Annotated in this window: 1 protein-coding gene; it reads right to left on the bottom strand. The window is 73.9% G+C overall.

Going from position 1 to position 253, the window contains the following annotated elements:
• The coding region (locus tag H0H10_RS41445) for a hypothetical protein (protein WP_444875690.1) at nucleotides 1–253 on the bottom strand (253 nt) is incomplete at both ends.

The raw sequence follows: 253 nt of genomic DNA, 5'->3' as shown, positions 1-253 counted from the left end.
GTCGCCGTCACGGCGGTCGAAGGAACGGCCGCCACGGTCGTCACGACGCTCACCGCGGTCACCGCGGTCACCCCGGTCGTCACGGCGGAAGCCGCCACGGTCGTCACGACGCTCGAACGAACGCCCGCCACGGTCACGGTCGAAGGAGCGGCCGCCACGGTCGTCGCGGCGCTCGAACGAACGCCCGCCGCGGTCGCCGTCACGGCGGTCGAAGGAACGGCCGCCACGGTCGTCACGACGCTCACCGCGGTCA

Origin of the sequence: Streptomyces griseicoloratus, assembly GCF_014534645.1 — a bacterium.
Lineage (GTDB): Bacteria > Actinomycetota > Actinomycetes > Streptomycetales > Streptomycetaceae > Streptomyces > Streptomyces griseicoloratus.
This window is presented reverse-complemented; position numbering and strand designations above follow the sequence as displayed.